Source organism: Alicycliphilus sp. T452, assembly GCF_054512775.1.
In genome coordinates this window covers 96,613-112,865 of sequence record NZ_JBTNEH010000013.1, presented here as the reverse complement: position 1 = coordinate 112,865, position 16,253 = coordinate 96,613, and the positions used below count along the sequence as shown (strand labels likewise).

17 protein-coding genes are annotated in these 16,253 nt (G+C 70.6%); 9 read left to right on the top strand and 8 right to left on the bottom strand.

Annotated elements, in window-relative coordinates; translation table 11 throughout:
- Window positions 1-17: 17 nt before the first annotated feature.
- From ACX12L_RS13255 to ACX12L_RS13235, 5 genes are all read right to left on the bottom strand, one after another.
- Window positions 18-1,805: a nitrite/sulfite reductase gene (locus ACX12L_RS13255; protein WP_459263014.1), complete on the bottom strand. Its 1,788-nt coding sequence runs from the start codon at window positions 1,803-1,805 to the stop codon at window positions 18-20.
- Window positions 1,806-1,831: 26 nt separating this feature from the next.
- Entirely contained in the window at window positions 1,832-2,635 is an 804-nt protein-coding gene (locus ACX12L_RS13250) for a sulfite exporter TauE/SafE family protein (RefSeq protein WP_459263013.1), read from the bottom strand.
- Between the two features lie 119 nt (window positions 2,636-2,754).
- Window positions 2,755-4,623 carry an FAD-dependent 5-carboxymethylaminomethyl-2-thiouridine(34) oxidoreductase MnmC gene (mnmC, locus tag ACX12L_RS13245; protein WP_459263012.1) on the bottom strand — a complete coding sequence of 623 codons (1,869 nt, stop codon included), beginning with the start codon at window positions 4,621-4,623 and terminating at the stop codon, window positions 2,755-2,757.
- A gap of 12 nt (window positions 4,624-4,635) precedes the next feature.
- Window positions 4,636-5,301 carry a trimeric intracellular cation channel family protein gene (locus ACX12L_RS13240; RefSeq protein ID WP_459263011.1) on the bottom strand — a complete coding sequence of 222 codons (666 nt, stop codon included), beginning with the start codon at window positions 5,299-5,301 and terminating at the stop codon, window positions 4,636-4,638.
- A 94-nt stretch (window positions 5,302-5,395) separates the two neighbouring features.
- A complete protein-coding gene (locus tag ACX12L_RS13235; protein WP_013518656.1) occupies window positions 5,396-5,668 on the bottom strand; it encodes an oxidative damage protection protein in 273 nt (90 codons plus the stop codon).
- Window positions 5,669-5,793: 125 nt separating this feature from the next.
- On the opposite strand from ACX12L_RS13235, the gene ACX12L_RS13230 reads away from it, so the two are divergent.
- The 7 genes from ACX12L_RS13230 to ACX12L_RS13200 all read left to right on the top strand — a co-directional run bounded on the left by ACX12L_RS13230 (window position 5,794) and on the right by ACX12L_RS13200 (window position 11,889).
- A complete protein-coding gene (locus tag ACX12L_RS13230; RefSeq protein WP_459263010.1) occupies window positions 5,794-6,819 on the top strand; it encodes a sulfate ABC transporter substrate-binding protein in 1,026 nt (341 codons plus the stop codon).
- 65 nt (window positions 6,820-6,884) lie between these two features.
- Window positions 6,885-7,478 carry an NADPH-dependent FMN reductase gene (gene ssuE / locus ACX12L_RS13225; protein ID WP_459263009.1) on the top strand — a complete coding sequence of 198 codons (594 nt, stop codon included), beginning with the start codon at window positions 6,885-6,887 and terminating at the stop codon, window positions 7,476-7,478.
- A 128-nt stretch (window positions 7,479-7,606) separates the two neighbouring features.
- Window positions 7,607-8,590: a sulfonate ABC transporter substrate-binding protein gene (locus tag ACX12L_RS13220; protein ID WP_459263008.1), complete on the top strand. Its 984-nt coding sequence runs from the start codon at window positions 7,607-7,609 to the stop codon at window positions 8,588-8,590.
- Between the two features lie 145 nt (window positions 8,591-8,735).
- Window positions 8,736-9,887 carry an FMNH2-dependent alkanesulfonate monooxygenase gene (gene ssuD / locus ACX12L_RS13215; RefSeq protein ID WP_459263007.1) on the top strand — a complete coding sequence of 384 codons (1,152 nt, stop codon included), beginning with the start codon at window positions 8,736-8,738 and terminating at the stop codon, window positions 9,885-9,887.
- Between the two features lie 12 nt (window positions 9,888-9,899).
- Window positions 9,900-10,745, top strand: a complete 846-nt coding sequence (gene ssuC / locus ACX12L_RS13210) for an aliphatic sulfonate ABC transporter permease SsuC (RefSeq protein WP_459263006.1) — start codon at window positions 9,900-9,902, stop codon at window positions 10,743-10,745.
- An 82-nt stretch (window positions 10,746-10,827) separates the two neighbouring features.
- Window positions 10,828-11,637, top strand: a complete 810-nt coding sequence (locus tag ACX12L_RS13205; RefSeq protein ID WP_459263005.1) for an ATP-binding cassette domain-containing protein — start codon at window positions 10,828-10,830, stop codon at window positions 11,635-11,637.
- 36 nt (window positions 11,638-11,673) lie between these two features.
- On the top strand, window positions 11,674-11,889 hold the full coding sequence (locus ACX12L_RS13200; protein WP_094437412.1) for a TOBE domain-containing protein: 216 nt from the start codon (window positions 11,674-11,676) through the stop codon (window positions 11,887-11,889).
- A gap of 152 nt (window positions 11,890-12,041) precedes the next feature.
- Here ACX12L_RS13200 and ACX12L_RS13195 read toward each other — a convergent pair whose 3' ends face one another.
- Window positions 12,042-12,584 (bottom strand): low molecular weight protein-tyrosine-phosphatase, encoded by a 543-nt coding sequence (locus ACX12L_RS13195; protein ID WP_459263004.1) that lies wholly within the window; start codon window positions 12,582-12,584, stop codon window positions 12,042-12,044.
- A gap of 288 nt (window positions 12,585-12,872) precedes the next feature.
- On the opposite strand from ACX12L_RS13195, the gene ACX12L_RS13190 reads away from it, so the two are divergent.
- The gene (locus tag ACX12L_RS13190; RefSeq protein ID WP_459263003.1) at window positions 12,873-13,514 is read left to right on the top strand and encodes an RBBP9/YdeN family alpha/beta hydrolase; all 642 of its coding nucleotides are present in this window, start codon (window positions 12,873-12,875) and stop codon (window positions 13,512-13,514) included.
- Between the two features lie 380 nt (window positions 13,515-13,894).
- Here ACX12L_RS13190 and ACX12L_RS13185 read toward each other — a convergent pair whose 3' ends face one another.
- Complete coding sequence (locus ACX12L_RS13185; protein WP_459263002.1) at window positions 13,895-14,803, bottom strand: lytic transglycosylase domain-containing protein; 909 nt, start codon at window positions 14,801-14,803, stop codon at window positions 13,895-13,897.
- A gap of 583 nt (window positions 14,804-15,386) precedes the next feature.
- Here ACX12L_RS13185 and ACX12L_RS13180 point away from each other — a divergent pair.
- Entirely contained in the window at window positions 15,387-15,941 is a 555-nt protein-coding gene (locus ACX12L_RS13180) for a hypothetical protein (protein ID WP_168727847.1), read from the top strand.
- A 4-nt stretch (window positions 15,942-15,945) separates the two neighbouring features.
- Here ACX12L_RS13180 and ACX12L_RS13175 read toward each other — a convergent pair whose 3' ends face one another.
- Entirely contained in the window at window positions 15,946-16,206 is a 261-nt protein-coding gene (locus ACX12L_RS13175) for a helix-turn-helix domain-containing protein (protein WP_011805070.1), read from the bottom strand.
- Between the last annotated feature and the right edge of the window lie 47 nt (window positions 16,207-16,253).

Below are 16,253 nucleotides of genomic sequence, written 5' to 3'. Positions count from 1 at the left end.
CGTGGGCATCGTTCTGGTCACAGCGCCTGGGCTTCCTCGACCTTGGGGTGGCGCGCCGCGTTGGCCGCCTGCTTGAACGGGTCGTGGCCGACGCGGCGCAGCGTGTCGATGAACAGCTCGCCGCTCTGGCGCAGGCTGCGGAAGGTGTCCAGCAGCGCCTCGATCACGTCGGGCACCTCGGCCGCGGTGAACGAGGGGCCGACCACCTTGCCGCCGATCGCGGGGCCGGAGAGCTGGGAGCCGTCCGCGCCGCCGAGCGTGATCTGGTACCACTCCTTGCCGTCCTTGTCCACGCCCAGGATGCCGATGTGGCCGCTGTGGTGGTGGCCGCAGCTGTTGATGCAGCCGCTCATGTGCAGGTCGATGGGGCCGATGTCGAACAGCTCGTCCAGGTCCTGGTAGCGCTCGGTCACGGCGGCGGCGATGTGCAGCGAGCGCGCGTTGGCCAGCGAGCAGAAGTCCCCGCCCGGGCAGGAGATCATGTCGGTCAGCAGGCCGATGTTGGGCTGCGCCAGGCCCAGCTTGCGCGCGGCCTCGTACAGCGCGGGCAGGTCGGACTCGAACACCCAGGGCAGCATCAGGTTCTGCTCGTGGGTCAGGCGCGCCTCGGACGCGCTGAACTGCTCGGCCAGCTGGGCCAGGGCGTCCAGCGTGTCGGCGTCGGCGTCGCCGGGGGCGAAGCCCGGGCGCTTGAACGACAGGGTTACGGTCTTCATGCCCGGCAGGCGGTGGCCGCGCACGTTCTGGCGCAGCCAGCGCTGGTAGAGCTGGCCCTGCGGGTCCACCTTGGCGGGCAGGCCGGCGCTCTTGAGCTCGGGCACCACGAAGTGGCTCGTCACGCGGTCGAGCTCGGCCTGGGCGATGGTGTGCGGGGCGCCGTCCAGGTCGACGATGGCGCGGTATTCCTTCTCCACCGCGTCGATGAAGGCCTGGCCCTCGCTCTTCACGAGGATCTTGATGCGCGCCTTCCACTTGTTGTCGCGCCGGCCGTAGCCGTTGTACACGCGCACGATGGCCTCGATGTAGTTGAGCAGCTGGTCCCAGGGCAGGAACTCGCGCACCACGCTGCCCACGATGGGCGTGCGCCCCATGCCGCCGCCCACCTTCACGGTGAAGCCCGCCTCGCCCGCGTCGTTCCTGAGCGCCTGCAGGCCGATGTCGTACCAGCCGATGGCGGCGCGGTCCTCGGCGGCGCCGTTGAAGGCGATCTTGAACTTGCGCGGCAGGTAGCTGAACTCGGGGTGCAGCGAGCTCCACTGGCGCGTGATCTCGGCGAAGGGGCGGCAGTCCACGATGCCGTCCTCGGCGATGCCCTCCCAGGCGTCGCAGGTGATGTTGCGGATGTCGTTGCCGCTGGTCTGGATGCCGTGCATGCACACGCTGGCCAGCAGGTCCATCACGTCGGCCGCCTTGGTGATCGGGATCCAGTTGAACTGGCAGTTGGTGCGCGTGGTGAAGTGGCCGTAGCCGTACTTGAGCGGCGGCGCGGGCAGGGTCTGGCCGGGCTGCGAGGCTTCGAGCTGGTCCTGCGTGGCCTGGGCGTGGGCCAGCAGCTCGGGGTCGGGCTTGTCGTACTCGCGGGCGATGCGGCCCAGCGTGCGCAGCTGCAGGCTGCTGATCTCGCCATAGGGCACGGCGATGCGCGCCATGGGCGCGTAGCGCTGGATGTACCAGCCGTTCTGCAGGCGCAGGGGCAGGAGCTGCTCGTCGGTCAGCTCGCCGCGCTGCCAGCGCTCCAGCTGGTCGCGGAACTGCTGCGCGCGCAGCTTCACGAATTGGCGGTCGAAGTCGGTGTATTGGTACATGGCGTGGGGAGAGAAAAATCAGGGATTCAGATCAAAACCAGCTTGGCCCCGGCCCAGGCCAGCAGCACGGACAGGACGGAGCGGATCAGGCGCTCGGGCGTGCGCGCGACCAGGCGCGAGCCCAGCCAGATGCCCGGCAGCGAGCCGGCGAGCAGCAGGCCCAGGAGCGGCCAGTTCACCGAGCCCAGCGAGGCATGGCCCAGCCCCGCCACCAGCGTCAGCGGCACGGCGTAGGCGATGTCGGCGGCGATGATGCGCGGCAGCGGCAGGTGCGGGAACACCAGCAGCAGCACCGACACGCCGATGGCGCCCGCGCCCACCGAGGTGAAGGTGACCAGGACGCCGATCACCGCGCCCAGCAGCACCGGCAGGCTCCAGTGGCGCGGCCGGGTGGCGTCGGCGGACTGGGCGCGGCGGCGTGCCGCCTCGGCGGCGGCGCGCTCGGGCGAGAACACCAGCACCTTGTAGAAGGTGGCGGCCGCCGTGAGCAGCAGGGCCGCGCCCAGCGTGGTGGTCATGAGGCGCTGGGCGGCGGCGCTGTCCGGCCCCAGGTGGCGCAGCGCCCACAGCGCCAGCAGGGCGGCGGGGATGCTGCCCGCGCACAGCTGGGCCACCACGCGCCAGGGCACCAGGCGCTGGTGTGCCAGGCCGAGCGTGCCGCCCAGCTTGGTGAAGGCGGCGAACAGCAGGTCCGTGCCTACGGCCAGGTTGGGCTTGACGCCGAAGACGAAGATCAGCACCGGCGTCATCAGCGAGCCGCCGCCCACGCCGGTCAGGCCCACGATGAGGCCGACGGCGAAACCAGCGAGGATGAACGCGAAATCAGGCATGGCCGCGACTGTAGAAGCACGGCTTATGGGCTCAAACTACTGTTTTGTGCTTCCCTTATGCGGATAAGCTTATGCGCCAGTGGCGGCGCGGCCCGGCGCGATCCGGCGATGGCTGCCGGCTACAGCCGTTCGCAGCCCATGGCCTGGGCCAGCCGGGCCTCCACCGGCAGGGGCTCGCCCATCAGGCGGGCGGCCAGCAGCTCGGCGCACAGCACGGCGCGCGTCAGGCCGCGCGCGCCCATGGCGGTGCTGACCCACAGGCCCGGCAGGGCGGCGGGCGCCACCGGGCCGACGATGGGCATGCGGTCGTGCGCCGTGCAGCGCACGCCGGCCCAGGCGCGCAGGCCCTGGCCGTCCTCGAAGGCCGCGCGCAGCGCTGGTACCGCCGCCGGCACCAGCGCCTGCAGGCGCCGCCAGTTGCTGGCGTGGGCGGCGGCCTGTTCCTCGGCGGTCATCGGCAGGCGGTCCACGTCGCGCTCGAAGGTGGCGCCCATGTGCCAAGCCGGGCCGCCGCCGCAGGGCACGTGGGCGGCCAGTGCGCCGCCGCCGTTGACGGCGAAGGGCGGCAGGCCCTGCGCCTGCGCGGGCTGCGGGCCCCAGGACATCAGGCCGCGCACCGGCTGCAGCGGCAGCGGCGGTGCCTGCAGCGGCGCCAGCAGGGTGTTGCAGGCCGGGCCGGCGGCCAGCAGCAGCAGCTCGGCCTCGGCCAGCGGGTTGCCGGCATCGTCCAGCGCCTGCCAGGTGCCGGTGCCGCGCGCCAGGCGGGCCACGGCGCTGCGCGGCCGCCAGGCGATGCCGGGCTGCTCCAGCAGCCGCGCGACGAAGCGCGATGGGCGCACCCAGCCGGCGCGCGCGTGCCAGCAGGCGCTGGCGTCCGGCGGCAGGCCGGCCGCGGCCAGCCGCCCGGCGTCGGCCGTGTGGCTCCAGTCGGCGCCGGGGCCGTCGTGCCAGCCGGCGGGCAGGCCCGGCTGGCCCGCGGGGCGGCGCTCCAGCACGCCGGCCGGGCTCCAGTCGATGCCCGCCTGCAAAAGCGCCTGCGACTGCTGCAGCATGGCGCGCACGCCGGCGCGCGAGAGGCGGGCGAACAGGTTGTCGTCGGGCGAGAGGTGGGGCGCGAACAGCCCCGCCGGCAGGCCCGAGGCGCCGGCGGCGGGCGCGTCCCCCGCGTCCAGCACCGTCACCCGCCAGCCGCGGCGCGCCAGGCTGGCGGCGGCAGTGGCGCCGGCCAGGCCCGCGCCCAGCACCAGGCAGCGCGCGGGCCGTGCGAACGCGGGTGCCTGGCGGCTGGTGCGCGGCTGCCAGTGCGGGTCGAACCGGGCCTGCAGGTTGTCGCGCTTGGGCGGCAGGCCGGGCACCTTGTCGACCACGAAGCCGCATTGCGCGAGCGCCTCGCGCACGCTGCGCGCCACCGTCCAGGTGGCCAGGCGCGTGCCGCGGCGGCAGTGGCGCGCCATGGCCTTGAGGGTCTCCAGGCTCCAGATGTCGGGGTTGCGCTCGGGGCTGAAGCCGTCCAGGTACACGGAATCCACCTCCCACAGCTGCTGGCGCAGCAGCGCCTGGGCGTCGCCCACGCACAGGGTCAGCAGCACGCGCCCGTCCTCGAACCACAGGCGGTGCACGCCGGGCAGCAGGCCCCAGTACTGGGCGTGCAGCTCCCGGGCCAGGGGCAGCAGTTCGGGGTGGCGCCCGGCCGCGCGCAGGAGCGCGTCCGCCGGCACCGGCCAGGCCTCCAGCGAGACGAAGTGCAGCAGCCGCGGGCGGCCGGGGTCGGCGCGCCAGGCGGCCCAGGTGGCCAGGAAGTTCAGCCCGAAGCCGAAGCCCGTCTCCAGGATGCGCCACTGCTGCGCGCCGGCCCAGGCCTGGGGCAGGCCGCAGCCGTGCAGGAACACGTCGCGCGCCTGGGCCAGGCCCTGCTCGCCGTGGTAGCGGTCGCCGAAGCGCGTGCTGAAGGGGGTGCCGTCGGGCAGCCAGGAGAGGGATTCAGGCATGGTGCGGGGCTGTCATTCCCAGCGCTGCTGGTAGGAGAAAACGGGCAGCCGCCAGTGAAAGCGCATGGCCGCCAGCCGCAGCGCCAGGCCGCCGGCGAAGCACACGGCGGTGCCGGTGTCGTGGTCCACGTCCCAGGCGCGCAGCGCCAGGAACAGCAGGCACACCGCCAGGGACACGCTGGCGTAGAGCTCGCGCCGGAACACCACGGGCACCTGGTTGCACAGCACGTCGCGCAGGATGCCGCCGCTGATGCCGGTGATCATGCCGGCCATGACCACCACCACGCCGGGGTAGCCCAGCTCCAGCGCCACGCTGCAGCCGATCAGCGAGAACGCGACCAGCCCCAGGGCGTCGAGCAGCAGGAACACCCGCTTGAGGCGGATCATGTAGCGCGCCACCACGGTGGTCAGCAGGCCGGCCGCGATCACGAGGTACACGTACTCGGGGTGCTGCGTCCAGCCCAGCGGGTAGTGGCCCAGGACCATGTCGCGTAGCGTGCCGCCGCCCAGGGCGGTGACGAAGGCGATCACCGTGACGCCGAAGATGTCCATGTTGCGCCGCCCGGCCGCCAGGGCCCCGGACATGGCCTCGGCCGTGATGGCCAGCAGGTAGATCGCCAGCATGAAGCTCATCTGCGAGGCCTGGAACGACTCCAGCAGGGAGACCGATGGGAGCACGGGAAACCTCCGGGAAGGATCGGGCGCACGCCGTCCGGGGGGCACGCGCCATGGCGCCGCCCCGCGCCGGCGGTGCGTGGATGGGCGTGGGCGGTCAGGCGCTGGGCGGCACGTAGCCCGCCGCGGCGTCCGCGCCGCCGCCGAAGAAATGGTTTTCCATCTGGCGCGCCAGGTACTGGCGGGCGCGGGCGTCGGCCAGGTTCAGGCGGTTCTCGTTGACCAGCATCGTCTGGTGCTTGAGCCAGTCGGCCCAGGCCTGCTTGCTCACGTTCTCGTAGATGCGCTTGCCCAGCTCGCCGGGGTAGGGCGGGAAGTCGAGGCCCTCGGCTTCCTTGCCGAGCTTGATGCAGTGGACGGTGCGTGCCATGTCAGGGGTTCCTTGGGGAGTTTCAGATGTTTTGGATATAACAAACTGAAATCTTATTAGTTCCAGTTTTGAAGAGTGACTTCCAGAATGCGTTGCATCGACATTCACCGCAACGAAGGCACTCCATGAAAAATCGCCGCCACTTTATCAAGTTTCCCCTCGCCGCCGTCCTGGCGGCCACGCTCGGGTGGGGCCTTTCCCTGCCGGCGCCCGCGCAGCAGGGCGTGCAGTTCCTCAACGTCTCCTACGACCCGACGCGCGAGCTGTACGCCGAGTACAACCAGGCGTTCGCCAGGCACTGGAAGGCCAGGACGGGCCAGGACGTGCAGCTGCGCCAGTCGCACGGCGGCTCGGGCAAGCAGGCGCGCTCGATCATCGACGGCATCGACGCCGACGTGGCCACGCTGGCCCTGGGCGGCGACGTGGACGCGCTGGCCAGGCACGGCCTGCTGGCCGCCGACTGGCAGAAGCGCCTGCCGCACAACTCGGCGCCCTACACCTCGACCATCGTGTTCCTGGTGAAGAAGGGCAACCCCAAGGGCCTGAAGGACTGGGACGACCTGGCCAGGCCCGGCGTGCAGGTGATCACGCCCAACCCCAGGACCAGCGGCGGCGCGCGCTGGAACTACCTGGCGGCGTGGGAGTTCGCCAAGCGCAGGTACGGCGGCGACGCACAGGCCAGGGACTTCGTGGCCAGGCTCTACAAGAACGTGCCCGTGCTCGACACCGGCGCGCGCGGCTCTACCATCACCTTCGTGCAGCGCGGCGTGGGCGACGTGCTGCTGGCCTGGGAGAACGAGGCGTTCCTGGCGCTCAAGGAGTTCGGCAAGGACAAGTTCGAGATCGTCGTGCCGTCGCTGTCCATCCTGGCCGAGCCCACGGTGGCCGTGGTGGACAAGGTGGTGGACAAGAAGGGCACGCGCGCGCTGGCCGAGGAATACCTGAAATACCTGTACTCCGACGAAGGGCAGGACATCGCGGGCCGCAACTACTACCGCCCCACGAGCGAGAAGGCCAGGGCCAAGTTCGACGCGCAGTTCCCCAAGCTCACGCTCGTGACCATCGACCAGGCGTTCGGCGGCTGGGCCAAGGCGGACAAGGACCACTTCGCCGACGGCGCTAGCTTCGACCAGATCTACACCAAGAAATAACAGTCGAATAGGCCTGCAGCGCTTTCCCAAAAAGCGCTGGCAGCTATGAAAAGGAAAGCAAAACCATGTCCGTCCTGCTGATCGCCGGAAGCCCCTCGCCGCGTTCGCGCTCCGCCGCGCTGCTCGATGCCGTGGGCCTGCGCCTTGCGCGGCGCGCAGCGCCGCCCGAGCACCTGCACATCCGCGACCTGAACCCGCAGGCCCTGCTGCTGGCCGACACCGGCCACCGCAGCGTGGCCCAGGCCGTGCAGCGGGTGCTGGACGCGCGCGTGCTCGTCATCGCCACGCCCGTCTACAAGGCTGCCTACAGCGGCGTGCTCAAGGTCTTCCTGGACCTGCTGCCGCAGACGGCGCTCAAGGGCAAGACGGTGCTGCCACTGGCCACGGGCGGCAGCCCGCACCACATGCTGGCGCTCGATTACGCGCTGCGGCCCGTGCTGCAGTCGCTGGGCGCACGGCACATCCTGCCGGGCATCTACGCGACCGACGCGCAGGTGGTGCTCACGCCCGAGGGCTCGCACGAGGTGGCCGGCGACGTGGCCGGCCGCATCGACGACGCGGTGCACCTGCTCGTCACCGAGACGCTGCGGCCCGCAGCGCCCGCGCCGGCCACGCAGTTCGCGCCGGTGCCTTTCTCGCAGGTGCGATGTAGCGTCTGACGGCGGGGGCCGCCGCCGCCCGCCCTTGTCCTTACCCCTCCAACGCTTGCCGCTCCCGCGCGCCTCGCCGGCGCATGGGCGGGATGGCTGTCGTCCCTTCATCGCCGGATTTCCCAAGGAATGCATCCATGACACACACACCATCGTTTTCCACTGCGCGCCGCCGCCTGCTGCTGCAGGGTGCGGCCTCGGCCGCCGCGCTGGCCGGCGCGGGCACGGGCCTGGCGCAGACCGCCGCCGCGCCGCGGCGCCTGCGCATAGGCCGCCAGAAAGGCCTGCTCACGCTGCTGCAAAGCCGCGGCACCCTGGAGCGGCGCCTGGCGCCGCTGGGCGTGCAGGTGAGCTGGACCGAGTTCACCGCCGGGCCCGTGCAGCTGGAGGCGCTGAACGTCGGCTCCATCGACTTCGGCGACGTGGGCGAGGCGCCGCCCATCTTCGCGCAGGCCGCCGGCGCGCCGCTGGCCTACGTGGCGGCCACCGTGCAGCGCCCGCGCGCCGAAGGGGTGCTGGTGCCGCAGGGCTCGCCCATACGCAGCGTGGCGCATCTCAAGGGCCGCAAGGTCGCGCTCAACAAGGGCAGCAACGTGCACTACTTCCTGGTGAAGCTGCTGGAGAAGCACGGCCTGCGCTACGCCGACGTGAACGTGGCCTTCCTGCCGCCGGCCGACGCGCGCGCGGCGTTCGAGAAAGGCTCGGTGGACGCCTGGGTGGTCTGGGACCCCTTCCTCGCCTCGGCCGAGAAGGCGCTGGGCGCCACCGTGCTGGCCGACGCCACGGGCGTGGTGGGCAACCGGGGGTACTTCTTCTCGTCGCTGCCCTACGCCGAGCGCAACGCGGACGTGCTGCGCATCGCCGTCGAGGAGATCGACAAGGTGGATGTCTGGGCCCGGGCCAACCGCGGCCTGCTGGCGGCCGAGCTGGCGCCGCTGTACGGCATACCTCGGCCCGTGGTGGAGCTGGCCGTGGGGCGCGCGGAGTACGGCACGGGCCCCGTCACGCCCGCGATCCTGGCCGAGCAGCAGCACATCGCCGACACGTTCTTCGACCTGAAGCTCATCCCGCGCCGCATCCAGGTGCGCGACGTGGCGCGCTCGCCCTGGGCGGCCGCCTGAAGGGGGGCCCGCCATGACCCGCCGCTCCGCCATCGACCAGCAGCGCCAGCGCGTGCTGCGCACCACCGCCATCGCCTGGGGCCTGGCCGCCGCCTGCTGACCCCGCAACCCCTTGCAGACACACCGTAGAGAAAGAGACCACGCCATGCAAATCTTCTGGTTCATCCCCACCCACGGCGACAGCCGCTACCTGGGCACCGCGCGCGGTGCCCGCCCGCTGGACCACGACTACGTCCAGCAGATCGCCATCGCCGCCGACAGCCTGGGCTACGAGGGCGTGCTGATCCCCACGGGCCGCTCGTGCGAGGACCCGTGGGTGGTGGCCTCCAGCCTGATCGCCGTGACGCGGCGCCTGAAGTTCCTCGTGGCCGTGCGCCCCGGCCTGCATCAGCCGAGCCTGGCCGCGCGCATGGCGGCCACGTTCGACCGGCTCTCGGGCGGGCGGCTGCTCATCAACCTCGTGACCGGCGGCGACCGCGCCGAGCTGGAGGGCGACGGCGTGTTCCTGGACCACGCGGCGCGCTACGGGCAGTCGGCCGAGTTCATCCGCGTGTGGCGCGAGATCCTCGCGCGCAGCCACGACGGGCAGCCTTTCGACTACGAGGGCGAGCACCTCCAGGTGAAGGGCGCCAGGCTGCTCTTTCCGCCGCTGCAGCGGCCCCACCCGCCGGTGTACTTCGGCGGCTCGTCCGAGGCCGCGCACGAGCTGGCCGCCGAACAGGTGGATGCCTACCTCACCTGGGGCGAGCCGCCCGCCGAGGTGGCCCGCAAGATCGCCGACGTGCGCGGGCGCGCCGCGCGGCATGGGCGCACGGTGCGCTTCGGCATCCGGCTGCACGCGATCGTGCGCGAGACGGACGAGGCCGCCTGGGCCGCAGCCGAGGAGCTCATCGGCCACGTGAGGGACGAGACCGTGGTGCAGGCCCAGGCCGCCTTTGCGCGCATGGATTCCGAGGGCCAGCGCCGCATGGCCGCGCTGCACGCCGGCGGCGCCAGGCGCACGCGCGCCGAGCTGGAGATCAGCCCCAACCTCTGGGCCGGCGTGGGCCTGGTGCGCGGCGGCGCGGGCACGGCGCTGGTGGGCGATCCGCAGACGGTGGCCGCGCGCATCGAGGAGTACGCGGCCCTGGGGATCGACACCTTCGTGCTCTCGGGCTACCCGCACCTGGAGGAGGCCTACCGCTTCGCGGAGCTGGTGTTCCCGCTGCTGCCGCTGGACGTGCGCCGCCGCCTGGGCCCGCAGCCCGCAGGCGAGGCGGTGGCCAACCTGTACGTGCCGCGCGCGGCGCAGAGCTGAAGGGGGCAGGGAATGACACAGGCCATCCGTGAACTCGATGCCGGCGCGGCCGCCGCCGCTACGCCCCGGGAGCCGGGCGCCCTAGCGTCCTTCGCCGCCGGCGTGGGCCGGCGCCTCGTGCCGTGGCTCGTGCCGCTGGCGCTCATCGCCGCGTGGCAGGCCGCCTCGTCGCTGGGGTGGCTCTCCACGCGTGTGCTGCCCGCGCCGCTGGCCGTGGTGCGCGCCGCGTGGGAGCTCGCCGCCTCGGGCGAGCTGTGGACGCACGTGAAGGTGAGCGCGGGCCGGGCCCTGGCGGGCTTGGGCGTGGGCGGCGGCCTGGGGCTGCTGCTGGGCCTGCTCACCGGCTCGCTGCGCTGGGCCGAGACGCTGCTGGACTCCACCATCCAGATGGTGCGCAACATCCCGGCGCTGGCGCTGATCCCGCTGGTGATCCTGTGGTTCGGCATCGACGAATCGGCCAAGCTGTTCCTCATCAGCGTGTCGGTGTTCTTCCCGATCTACCTGAACACCTTCCACGGCATCCGCAGCGTGGACCCGGCGCTCATCGAGATGGGGCGCACCTACGGCCTCGCGCGCTGGCAGCTGTACCGCGACATCATCCTGCCCGGCGCGCTCTCGTCCATCCTCGTGGGCCTGCGCTTCTCTCTGGGCCTGATGTGGGTGATCCTGATCGTGGCCGAGACCATCTCCGCGCAGTCGGGCATCGGCTACCTGACCATGAACGCGCGCGAATTCCTGCAGACCGACATCGTGCTCGTGGGCATCCTGCTCTACGCGCTGCTGGGCAAGCTGGCCGACGTGTTCGCGCGCGCCCTCGAGCAATGGTGGCTGCGCTGGCACCCCGGCTACCAGGCATGAAGCGATCACCTGATCGGCCGTGCCCAATGAATTCCTGTTTTGATAGCTGCTTGCGCTTGATGCGAAAGCGTTGGAGCCTGATTTGACTGATAAACCCACCGAATCCCCCCCGGGCGGCGTGCGCCTGGACATCCGCGGCCTGACCAAGCGCTACGGCGCGCGCGAGGTGCTGCGCCGCGCGCGGCTTTCCATCGAGCCTGGCGAATTCATCGCCATCGTGGGCCGCAGCGGCTGCGGCAAGAGCACGCTGCTGCGCCTCGTCGCGGGCCTGGAGGCGGCGAGCGAGGGCAGCCTCGCCGTCGATGGCCGGCCCGTGCACGGCCTGCACGGCGGCACGCGCATCATGTTCCAGGACGCGCGCCTGCTGCCCTGGCGCCGCGTGCTGGACAACGTGACGCTCGGCCTGCCCCCGGAGCGGCGCGCGCGTGGCCTGGAGGTGCTGGCCCAGGTGGGCCTGGCCGACCGCGCGCAGGAATGGCCCGCGCGCCTGTCGGGCGGCCAGCGCCAGCGCGTGGCCCTGGCGCGCGCGCTGGTGCACCGGCCGCGCCTCTTGCTGCTCGACGAACCGCTGGGCGCGCTCGATGCCCTCACGCGCATCGAGATGCACCGCCTTGTCGAAGGGCTGTGGCAGCGCCACCGCTTCACGGCGCTGCTGGTCACGCACGACGTGCAGGAGGCCGTGGCCCTGGCCGACCGCGTGGTGCTCATCGAGGACGGGCGCATCGCGCTGGACGAGCGCATCGCCCTGGCGCGCCCGCGCTCGCAGGGCGACCCGGCGTTCGCCGCCCTCGAAAAACGCATCCTCGACCGCGTGCTGCAAAAGCCCGGCGCCGAAGAGGCAGCCGGCGACTGGCCCGGCGTTCCGGCCCACGGCCTGCGCTGGGCGATCTGATTTCCCTCACCCCCGGACTTTTTCAAGGAGAAAACCATGTCCATCCAAGCCATCAACGTGCGCAACCAGTTCAAGGGCAAGGTGCGCGAAATCATCCGCGGCGACGTCGTCTCCGAGGTCGACGTGGAGACGCCCTGGGGCATCGTCACCTCGGTCATCACCACGCGCTCGGTGGACGACCTGGGCCTCGCCGTGGGCTCGGACGTCGTGGCGCTCGTCAAGTCCACGGAAGTGTCGATCGCCAAGCTCTGACAGCCACCGAATGCATGGCCGATGCGCCATGAACTTCCAGCCGCTGCGGTCGGTGCGCGAGGCCGGGCGCAGCCGGAGAACGGCTTCGTATGCCGCTCCGCGCCGGGTGCCTCCCAGCCCTTCGCGCGCATTGGCGGACGGGCAGAGCATCCTTAGTGCGCAGCGGCTTTCCCCATTGATGCCTGCGCGATGCAGTCCAGCAGCCCCGCGCAGGCATCCTCCACGAGATCCAGCACCTGCTCGAAGCCCTGCGCGCCGCCGTAGTACGGGTCGGGCACCTCGCTTGCCGCATGCGTGCGGCAGAAGTCCGTCAGGCGCCGCAGGCGGTGGCGCTCGGCGGGCGGGCACAGCGCGCTGGCGGCGGCCTCGTTGGCCTCATCCATTACCAGCACGAGGTCGAACGCGGCGAAGTCCTGCACGCGCAGGTGGCGCGCGCGCTGCGCCGACAGGTCGTAACCCCGCCGCGCGGCATGGGCCTGGGCGCGCGCGTCGGGCGGCTCGCCCACGTGGTAGCCGTGGGTGCCCGCAGAATCCACGGCGACGACGCGGGCCGCGCCGGCGGCCATGCGTGCCAGCACGCCATGCGCCGTGGGGCTGCGGCAGATGTTGCCCATGCAGACCATGAGCACGCGCACGGGCTCGTGCGGCGCCTTGCCGGCCAGATGGGGCAGGGTGGAAAAAGTGCGTTTACTCATCTTTTAATAGCTAATTACGCTTTACTAGAAGGCGCTGGAAGCCGATTTGATTATGAATTTGCGGGACGCTGTGCGAAGTCCTGCCAGAAGGCGACGCGTCTTCCTTCACTGGCGCGGCGCGGCTGCGTGCCGATCATGCCTGCAAGCCGCACATGGCATATATATCTCGCGGCGGAGGCTGTCGTCGGCGGTGCGCGACGCCTTGCCTCTACATAGATGATTTGCCTATAAATTCAAAACGATATATTCGTTTGGGTTTGAAGGTCTGGCTCGCACAATCCGCCCATCATGCAAGCAAGCGATGGCGTGGCGGCAGCCCAGGACAGCACGGACACCGGCGGCGACGGCGCGCGCTGCTCCGTCGTCATCGTGCCCGGCTGGCGCGACTCCGGGCCGGCCCACTGGCAGAGCCTCTGGGCCCAGCGCCTGCCCGGCGTGGTGCGCGTCGTGCAGGACGACTGGGAATCGCCCTCGCGCGTGGCCTGGGTGGGCACGCTGGAAGCCACCGTGCTCGCCGCGCCGCACCCGGTGGTGATCGCCGCGCACAGCCTGGGCTGCATCGCCACCGCGCACCTGGGTGCCCAGGCGGCGGCGTGCATCCGGGGGGCGCTGCTGGTGGCGCCCGCCGACCCGGAGCGCCGCGCCGTGCTCAGCGACTTCGCGCCCGTGCCCCATGCGCGGCTGCCCTACCGCAGCGTGCTCGTGGCCAGCGGCAACGACCCCTTCTGCCCAATCCGCCTGGCGGGCGCCTATGCCCGGGCCTGGGGCAGCGAGTTCGTGCGCCTGCAGCAGGCGGGCCACATCAACGTGGACTCGGGCCACGGCGAGTGGCCGCTGGGCTGGGCGCTGCTGCACTCGCTGCTGGGCGACGCGGAGCCCGCGCCCGTCGCGGGCGGGCGCTCCAAGGCGCCCCGGCTCGCGCTGGCCTGATCCGCTTTTGCTCTTTTGTTCATAGCTGCTTGCGGTTTATGGATAAGCGGCAGATGCCGTTTGGGCTTGAAATCCCCTTCGGCCCCTTTTCGCCGCCCCGGTCCTGACCGCAGGCGCCCAGGCATCGGGTCAACACCCCGCCGGGATCGTCGCGCCCTCGTTGCCCATACTGGCAGAGCCTATGGTGACCGTGATGGACAAGTTGACCTGCACATCCGCGATCTGCCCCCCAGGCCCTGCTGCTGGCCGACACCGGCCACCGTAGCGTGGCCCGGGCCGTGCAGCGGATGCTGGATGCGCGCGTGGACGAGACAGTGCGGGCCGAGCAGCAGCGCGTTTTCGCCCCCGCCGCTTGAAATGAAGATTCCAGGGACGGCCAATCAGTTGCCGGCGCGCAGCGTCAGCCGGATGCGTTCGAGCACCGGCGAGGGCTGCGTCACGGTGCGGTCGAACGGATGCACGCCAGCGCCGACGGCCTTCAGGATGCGCTGCACGTAGGCGCGCGTTTCCAGGTAGGGCGGCACGCCGCGGTAGCGTTCGACCTTGCCCTCCCCGGCGTTGTAGGCGGCGGCCACCAGCGCCACGTCGCCCTCGAAGTAGGCCAGCAGCCAGCGCAGATAGGACAGGCCGCCGCGGATGTTCTGCGCCGGGTCGTAGGGGTTCCTGACCCGGAAGCGCTCGCTGGTTTCGGGAATCAGCTGCATCAGGCCCTGCGCGTTCTTGGGCGACAGCGCCTGGGGGTTGAAGTTGGACTCGGCGGCAATGATGGCCAGCGCCAGTTGCGGCTCGACCTGGTACTGCGGCGCCATCTTCTGCACCAGTTGCACGATCTTGGGTGGCGCTATCGCCTCGTAGTCCACGCCCGGCTGGGCCGCTGCCGCTGCTGCCGGCGCGGGTGGCGGGCGCATGCATTCGGGCACCTTGCCGATGTTGCCGCCGACGACCTGCAGCATGCGCACGGCCACGGCCAGTCCCTGCTCCGCCGCGGCCTGGAAGAAGAAGGCCGCCGTCTCATCGTCGCGCGCCACGCCGCGCCCATTGGCGTACATCCATCCCAGGTTGTACTGCGCCACCATGTCCCCAAGCCGCGCGCTGGCGCAGTACAGCGCCGCGGCCCGCTGCGTATCGCGCGCCACGCCCTCGGCATGCTCGTAGGCGATGGCCTGCTCGCGCAGGCTCGCCGCCAGCGCGCTGTCGTTTCCCTCCGGCTGCGCCCACACCGTGCCCCCGGCGAAGGCGCTGGACAACGCCACCGACAGCGGCGCAAGAAGCGACAGGTTCGGACGCATGGGTTTGAGTATGCGCGACTTCGCGGCGCCCGTCATGTCTCCGCGCAGGTCACGCGGATGAACGCGTGCCTTGCCAAATGCAATTGTCAGCAGCGCGGGTCGTTCAAGCGCCGGCACCAATAAACGCACCGCTTCATCCCCGCATCGGCTTGCAATCAAGCGCAGGTCTTCCGAAGCTCTGCCGCGCGAACTCCAGGCGGACGATCGTGTGCCCATGAAAAAAGCCCTTGACGAATCAAGGGCTTAGCTCATTTTGGCGGAGAGGGCGGGACAGCCCGAAATCCACCAATCTCCAGAGGAGAAACCCCGAACTTACAGTGCAGTGTTACACGGTCGAGTTCACGGAGTTGAGATGGGTGGATGGTAGCAGAGGATGGCCTGATCGCCACCATACACAGCCGCCGCACTGCTAGCAGGCTCTCGCAGCCTATGCAATCCCCTGTGTAGTTTTCACTCGACGTTCCCCGTTGACCACTGCAAGCGAAATTGCGAACCTGAGCGCTCGTTGATCGCACCCTCCGTCCCGGTTTTGGCTGGGTACGCGGTGCGATCTTTCTTTTGGTGAATCGAAAGGCAGCGCAAGATGATTGAACATCTAGAAGACGAGGTACGCGACGAACTGGCATCCAGCAAGCACGGCCAAACGCGGGCTGTCGCCGTCATGCACGTTAACGGGGACCGGCTGGAAGTGCTGGGGCGCATCGGCCCAGGTGGAACCATCCGGCTGGGCTACAGCTATTGCGGCGTCAGGATGGAACGCAAGACGCTGCTGACGCTGGTCTGTCCAGAGCAATCCTGCCCTTGCCGGGTGGCATCGCGGGCGAACTGGCATCGGCATCAGGGAATAGTCATCCCTGCCACGCCCCCGCGCTTTCAGCCCGTGGCCCGCCCGCTGATTGAAGAAGTGGAAATCCGCGCCAATGGCCGCTGCTGCCAAGCCCGCCCGGCATTGTTCCGGTGCCTTACGCCGTGCCCGCATGCTGTCCATTCTGCGATCCCCATGCAAAAGACGGGCTGGGACTTGTTCGAGGCCGGGCGCTGCATCGCCGGGGGCGTGCTCAAAAATCCCGAAACCGGCCTATGGGTGCCGCTACTGCCCACGCTGGAAGCGGCCCAAACATGGCTTGCTGCGCAGTAGCCGCCTACGGTTGCTGACGCTTATCCAGCGGGCGAAGTAGCGCGGATACCTCCATGTCCAGCGCATACGCCAGCCGAACGATGTTGTGCAGCGACAGATTGCGCTCCCCGCGCTCCACCGAACTGACGTAGTTCGTATGCAGGTCGGCCCTCTCTGCCAGGGCCTCCTGCGTCAATGCCTGAGCCTCACGAAAGCCGCGCAGCGTGGCCCCAAAGACCACCTGCGCTTTTTCCTTGGAGGGGGCCTTGGGGTGGCGGCTGGGCATGCCGGGAGTCTTCCGGCTCTCACACTATGAGTACACACACTATAAGT

What these genes read in the sequence shown, in the direction of transcription:
- ACX12L_RS13255 (WP_459263014.1), bottom strand. Translation starts at nt 1,805, where the DNA reads ATGTACCAATACACCGACTTCGACCGCCAATTCGTGAAGCTGCGCGCG.
- ACX12L_RS13250 (WP_459263013.1), bottom strand. Translation starts at nt 2,635, where the DNA reads ATGCCTGATTTCGCGTTCATCCTCGCTGGTTTCGCCGTCGGCCTCATC.
- mnmC (WP_459263012.1), bottom strand. Translation starts at nt 4,623, where the DNA reads ATGCCTGAATCCCTCTCCTGGCTGCCCGACGGCACCCCCTTCAGCACG.
- ACX12L_RS13235 (WP_013518656.1), bottom strand. Translation starts at nt 5,668, where the DNA reads ATGGCACGCACCGTCCACTGCATCAAGCTCGGCAAGGAAGCCGAGGGC.
- ACX12L_RS13230 (WP_459263010.1), top strand. Translation starts at nt 5,794, where the DNA reads ATGAAAAATCGCCGCCACTTTATCAAGTTTCCCCTCGCCGCCGTCCTG.
- ssuE (WP_459263009.1), top strand. Translation starts at nt 6,885, where the DNA reads ATGTCCGTCCTGCTGATCGCCGGAAGCCCCTCGCCGCGTTCGCGCTCC.
- ACX12L_RS13220 (WP_459263008.1), top strand. Translation starts at nt 7,607, where the DNA reads ATGACACACACACCATCGTTTTCCACTGCGCGCCGCCGCCTGCTGCTG.
- ssuD (WP_459263007.1), top strand. Translation starts at nt 8,736, where the DNA reads ATGCAAATCTTCTGGTTCATCCCCACCCACGGCGACAGCCGCTACCTG.
- ssuC (WP_459263006.1), top strand. Translation starts at nt 9,900, where the DNA reads ATGACACAGGCCATCCGTGAACTCGATGCCGGCGCGGCCGCCGCCGCT.
- ACX12L_RS13200 (WP_094437412.1), top strand. Translation starts at nt 11,674, where the DNA reads ATGTCCATCCAAGCCATCAACGTGCGCAACCAGTTCAAGGGCAAGGTG.
- ACX12L_RS13195 (WP_459263004.1), bottom strand. Translation starts at nt 12,584, where the DNA reads ATGAGTAAACGCACTTTTTCCACCCTGCCCCATCTGGCCGGCAAGGCG.
- ACX12L_RS13190 (WP_459263003.1), top strand. Translation starts at nt 12,873, where the DNA reads ATGCAAGCAAGCGATGGCGTGGCGGCAGCCCAGGACAGCACGGACACC.
- ACX12L_RS13185 (WP_459263002.1), bottom strand. Translation starts at nt 14,803, where the DNA reads ATGCGTCCGAACCTGTCGCTTCTTGCGCCGCTGTCGGTGGCGTTGTCC.
- ACX12L_RS13180 (WP_168727847.1), top strand. Translation starts at nt 15,387, where the DNA reads ATGATTGAACATCTAGAAGACGAGGTACGCGACGAACTGGCATCCAGC.
- ACX12L_RS13175 (WP_011805070.1), bottom strand. Translation starts at nt 16,206, where the DNA reads ATGCCCAGCCGCCACCCCAAGGCCCCCTCCAAGGAAAAAGCGCAGGTG.